The following is a 4401-nucleotide window of genomic DNA, read 5'->3' as shown; positions in this document are numbered from 1 at the left end:
GCCCCAGATGGTCATCGTCGCGGCGGCGATCGTCCGGACAGTTCTGAGCACGGATGGTCCTCGATCAGTCATCGCGCCACCCCCGCACAACAGCGACCGGACCGGCGTGTTCCCGCGTGACTGCGGGGCCGACGTCATTGCGCGAGGACCTGGGCGAAGTTGTGAAGAGATGGGAGCGCCGGCCTCCCTTGGAAACGGACAAAATCCCGGAAACAGTCAAGATCTTCGGAACAGGCAAGGTCTTCGAAAGAGACAAGATCTTCGAAAAAAGCAAGATCCCGGCCGGCGAACGATTCCGTATGGCGGCAGCTCGCCAGCTTTTCCCGACCCCCGATGCAGGCGTCGACCGCACTGTTCGGATCGATGGAGTCGGGCGTGCTCGGAGGCATCGACGTGATCATCCCGCACAGGTATCCCGCGGCTCGGTTTAAGAAATGATGCGTGACGAATGTCCCGCGTCCGGCGTCTCCCTCGTGTCGATGGCGGCGCTTGGTCCCGCCTTGAGTCCCGCCTTGCCGTCGCTCAACCTGCGGGCGCGTCTGGTTTTCGCGAAATCTCCGTCGTAGAGAGGCCGGAACATGCCCAATCCTGCCAGTCCCGACCCGGACCGGCGCCGCGTCCCGAGGTTCGAGCCGATGTCGCAAACATGCAAAACCCGCCCCCCCCTGTTGCCCGCTCTTCTGGTCGTGGGGTTGCTCGGCGGCTGCCAGGCGCTCAGCGGTAGTGGCGGCGTGATGCCGGTGAGCGAGGTGGGTCCGCCGCCTTCCATGCGCGGTGCCATGCCCGCCCGGGTGGGCCGGGCCGCCGAGGTCGATCCCGACGGCGTGCCGCTGCAGACGCGTCCGACCCGGCAGATCGCCCTGCCAAAGAGCGAGGCCGGTGCAGGCGGCCGGACGGCGGCTCAGGAGCGCCGGATCAACCGCGAGGAGATCGAAGGCACGAGCGAGGCCCGGTCGAGCTCAGGCGGGATGGCGCCGCAGATGAGCCCCGGCGGCGGCGTCGGTCTCGGCGGCAAGTTCTAGCGTCCGCAGGTCGCTCGACCCTCACTCGTGGCCGTCACGCAGTCGGGGCTCTGCGCCCGCCATAGTATTCGTCGAGACGACCGCCATAGGCCGGATCCCTGAACGGGTCTTCGCCGGGGCCGTGGCGCGGGGCGCCCGACAGGGTGTCGCGGTCGATGTCGACCACGTAGCCGCCGAGTTCGACGCTGTAGCGCAGGGAGCGCCAGGGCAGCGGATGGTGGCTCTCGCCGAGCCCGAGGAACCCCCCGAAGGCGAGCACCGCGTAGGCGACCTGCCCGGAGACCTTGTCGACCATGAAGTTGTGAACGCTCCCGAGATGCTCGCCGTCCCGGCCGTAGACCGCCGTGCCCTCGACCTTGTTGGAGGCGATGAGGCGGGACGTCTCGTCGGCGGGCACGCCCTCGGCGTTCGGGTCGAGCTCCATCGACCCGGGCGCGCGCAGGGAACGCTCCTGCTCGGTCGTCGGCGTGGGGTGGTGCGAGGGCGGCAGGTCCGTCGGCATACGGTCTCCCCGGAGGATCAGGCGGTCGCGGCAGGGCTCGCTCCGCCAGCATGAGACGCACGGACTTGCCGCCAGTTCCGCCCCCGGAGACTCCCTTTCCCTCCGCGATCTGTGGATGGCGGGAGGGGAGACGGTTATTTTCCCTTGGAACGCCAGTCTGACCGCTTAGTTGTTGCAGCTATGCGCCCCGAGGCCTAGGGCCACGGAATGACTGGCGCTCGAAGCCACATCCGGAGGGAAGCCATGGCTACCAAGACTGCACCGAAGACCGCCGAGAAGCCGGCCGCCGCTCCTAAGGGCAAGAAGGTCGCTGCCCCGAAGGCGGAGGGCGCCAAGCCCAACGCCCTGCAGCAGCCGCTCAAGCCGAGCGAGGAACTCGCCGCCATCGTCGGAACCGCGTCTCTGCCGCGCGGTGAGGTCGTCAGCAAGGTCTGGGAGTACATCAAGAAGCACAACCTCCAGAACCCCGAGAACAAGCGCGAGATCCTGGCCGACGACAAGCTCAAGAAGGTCTTCGGCAAGGACAAGTGCACCATGTTCGAGATGAACAAGCACCTCGCCGCGCACCTCAAGTCCGCCTGAGACCGATACCTTGCCCGGTCCGGAGACGGACCGGGCGATTCCTGCCCGTCAGGCGATGCCGCGCAGGACGCCGCCATCGACCCGCAGGGCCGCTCCGCTCGTGGCGCTCGCCGCCGGACTGCAGAGATAGGCCACCATGCTGGCGACCTCCTCGACGCTGGCGAGCCGCCCGATCAGGGAGGTCGGCCGGTGCTCGGCGACGAAGGCACGGCCCATCGCGTCGAGGTCGGGGTTCTCGTTTCCGACCGCCATCTGCTTCATGAAATCGGCGACCCCTTCCGACAGGGTCGGGCCGGGCAGCACGCTGTTGACCGTGACCCCGGAGCCCGAGACCGTCTCGGCGAGCCCCCGCGCGACCGCGAGCTGAGCCGTCTTCGTCATCCCGTAATGGACCATCTCGACGGGAATGTTGATCGCGGACTCGCTGGAGATGAAGACGACGCGGCCCCAGCCCGTCTCGACCATGCCGGGCGTGTAGGCCCGCGACAGCCGCACGCCGCTCATCACGTTGGTCTCGAAGAAGCGCTGCCAGTCCTCGTCGCCGATCTCGAAGAAGGGCTTGGGCTCGAAGATGCCGGCGTTGTTGACGAGGATGTCCACCGCCGGCAGGCCGGCGACGACGGCCTGAACCCCCGAAGCCGTGGCGACGTCGCCGGGTGCAGCGAAGGCGGCGGCGGCGGGGACGTCCGCCTGCAGGCGTGCCACCGCCTCGGCGCAGCGGCCCTGTGTGCGCCCGTTGACGGCGACGGTGGCGCCGAGTTCCGCCAGGGCCTTGGCGATGGCGTAGCCGATGCCGCCGGTGGAGCCGGTGACGAGGGCGGTGCGCCCGGTGAGATCGAGGTTCATGATCGCTCCTTTGCAGCTGGCACGGGGGACAACGCCCGGGACGCGGGCGGATTGAGCGCGATCAGCCCTCGGGCTGGCGCCGCATCACGCTGGCGAGCGCCCCCAGGGCGGCAAGTGCGCAGGCGCACCAGAGGGCGATGGTGATGGACGGACCCGGCCCACCGCTGGCATGGCCCAACCCGAAGATCACCGCCACCAAAGCCGCCCCCAGCGACTGGCCGGTGAGGCGGGCCGTCGACTGCATCCCGCTCGCGCCGCCGCTGCGGTGGCGCGGCGCGCTCGTGATGATGACCTTGTTGTTGGGCGACTGGAACAGGCCGAACCCGAGGCCGCACAGGGTCAGGCGCCAGCCGATCTCGAAGGCGGAGGGATCGGCCGGCAGCAGGGCCACCGCCGCGAGGCCGAGCGCGAGCACGGCGAGACCGATGCCTCCGAGGAGCCCTGGCGCGTAGCGGTCGGCGAGCCGCCCCGAGATCGGCGCGATCACCGCGATGGCGATGGGCCAGGGCGTCATCAGGAAACCCGTCTGGGTCTCGGAGAGCCGCATCACGTCCTGGAAGTAGAAGGGCAGCGCGACGTAGGCCATCATCTGCGCCGCGAAGGACGCGATCGACGTCGCCATCGACAGGGCGAAGGCGGGGATGCGCAGGAGGTCCACCGGCAGCAGCGGCGCCGCCAGGCCGAGCTGCGTGCGCACGAACACGGCGCCGACCACGAGGGCGCCGCCGATCTCGGCAAGGGCGATCCAGCGCCCCTCCGCCTGGCCGAGCCCGTCGATGCCGATGATGAGGAGACCGAAGGTCACGGCGTTGAGCCCGGCGCTGAGCACGTCGAAGCGCGCGCCGCTGCGGGGCGTCGCCGGCAGGGTCCGCATCGCTACCGCGAAAGCGACGAGGCCCACCGGTAGGTTGACGAGGAACAGCCACGGCCAGGTCGCCACCGACAGGATCGCCGCCGCCACGGTGGGGCCTGCGGCCGAGGCCATCGCCACGATGAGGGCGACGGTGCCGACGCCGCGCCCGATCAGCCGATGCGGGTAGATGAAGCGCACCAGCGCGATGTTCACGCTCATGATTCCGGCCGCTCCGATCCCCTGCGCGATCCGCGCGGCGACGAGCCAGCCCAGCGTCGGCGACAGCGCGCAGGCGAGCGAGGCGGCAGTGAACACGGCGAGGCCGAACAGGTAGACCCGGCGATAGCCGAGGATGTCGCCCAGCGACGCGAAGGGCAGCAACGATGCCGTCACCGCGATCTGGAACCCGTTGACCACGAAGATCGCGGCGGCGGGGCTCACCCTGAGGTCCTTCGCCATCACGGGCAGAGCGACGTTGACGATGGCCCCGTCGAGGACCGCCATGGTCAGGGCGAGCGCAATGGCGAGCAGCGCCAGCATCCGCTCGCGTACCGGGAGGCCGTCCGAGACCTTACCATCGACGATTTTGCCATCGA

At 69.4% G+C, this 4401-nt stretch carries 5 protein-coding genes; 2 read left to right on the top strand and 3 right to left on the bottom strand.

The window, feature by feature from the left end; all coding sequences use genetic code 11:
• Nucleotides 1–635 precede the first annotated feature (635 nt).
• Nucleotides 636–1022 carry a hypothetical protein gene (locus ACFE7U_RS05675; protein ID WP_375408759.1) on the top strand — a complete coding sequence of 129 codons (387 nt, stop codon included), beginning with the start codon at nt 636–638 and terminating at the stop codon, nt 1020–1022.
• A 34-nt stretch (nt 1023–1056) separates the two neighbouring features.
• On the opposite strand, the gene ACFE7U_RS05670 is transcribed toward ACFE7U_RS05675, so the two are convergent.
• On the bottom strand, nt 1057–1524 hold the full coding sequence (locus tag ACFE7U_RS05670; RefSeq protein ID WP_375408758.1) for a PRC-barrel domain-containing protein: 468 nt from the start codon (nt 1522–1524) through the stop codon (nt 1057–1059).
• Between the two features lie 243 nt (nt 1525–1767).
• On the opposite strand from ACFE7U_RS05670, the gene ACFE7U_RS05665 reads away from it, so the two are divergent.
• Nucleotides 1768–2106, top strand: a complete 339-nt coding sequence (locus tag ACFE7U_RS05665; protein ID WP_375408757.1) for an SWIB/MDM2 domain-containing protein — start codon at nt 1768–1770, stop codon at nt 2104–2106.
• A gap of 48 nt (nt 2107–2154) precedes the next feature.
• Here the strand turns inward: ACFE7U_RS05665 and ACFE7U_RS05660 are convergent, their stop codons facing one another.
• Both ACFE7U_RS05660 and ACFE7U_RS05655 read right to left on the bottom strand, forming a co-directional pair.
• Nucleotides 2155–2952, bottom strand: coding sequence for an SDR family NAD(P)-dependent oxidoreductase (locus tag ACFE7U_RS05660; protein WP_375408756.1), 798 nt, complete (start codon nt 2950–2952; stop codon nt 2155–2157).
• A gap of 61 nt (nt 2953–3013) precedes the next feature.
• Nucleotides 3014–4345, bottom strand: a complete 1332-nt coding sequence (locus ACFE7U_RS05655) for an MFS transporter (protein ID WP_375408783.1) — start codon at nt 4343–4345, stop codon at nt 3014–3016.
• Between the last annotated feature and the right edge of the window lie 56 nt (nt 4346–4401).

Source organism: uncultured Methylobacterium sp. (assembly GCF_964251405.1).
In the GTDB taxonomy this organism is placed as follows: domain Bacteria; phylum Pseudomonadota; class Alphaproteobacteria; order Rhizobiales; family Beijerinckiaceae; genus Methylobacterium.
This window is presented reverse-complemented; position numbering and strand designations above follow the sequence as displayed.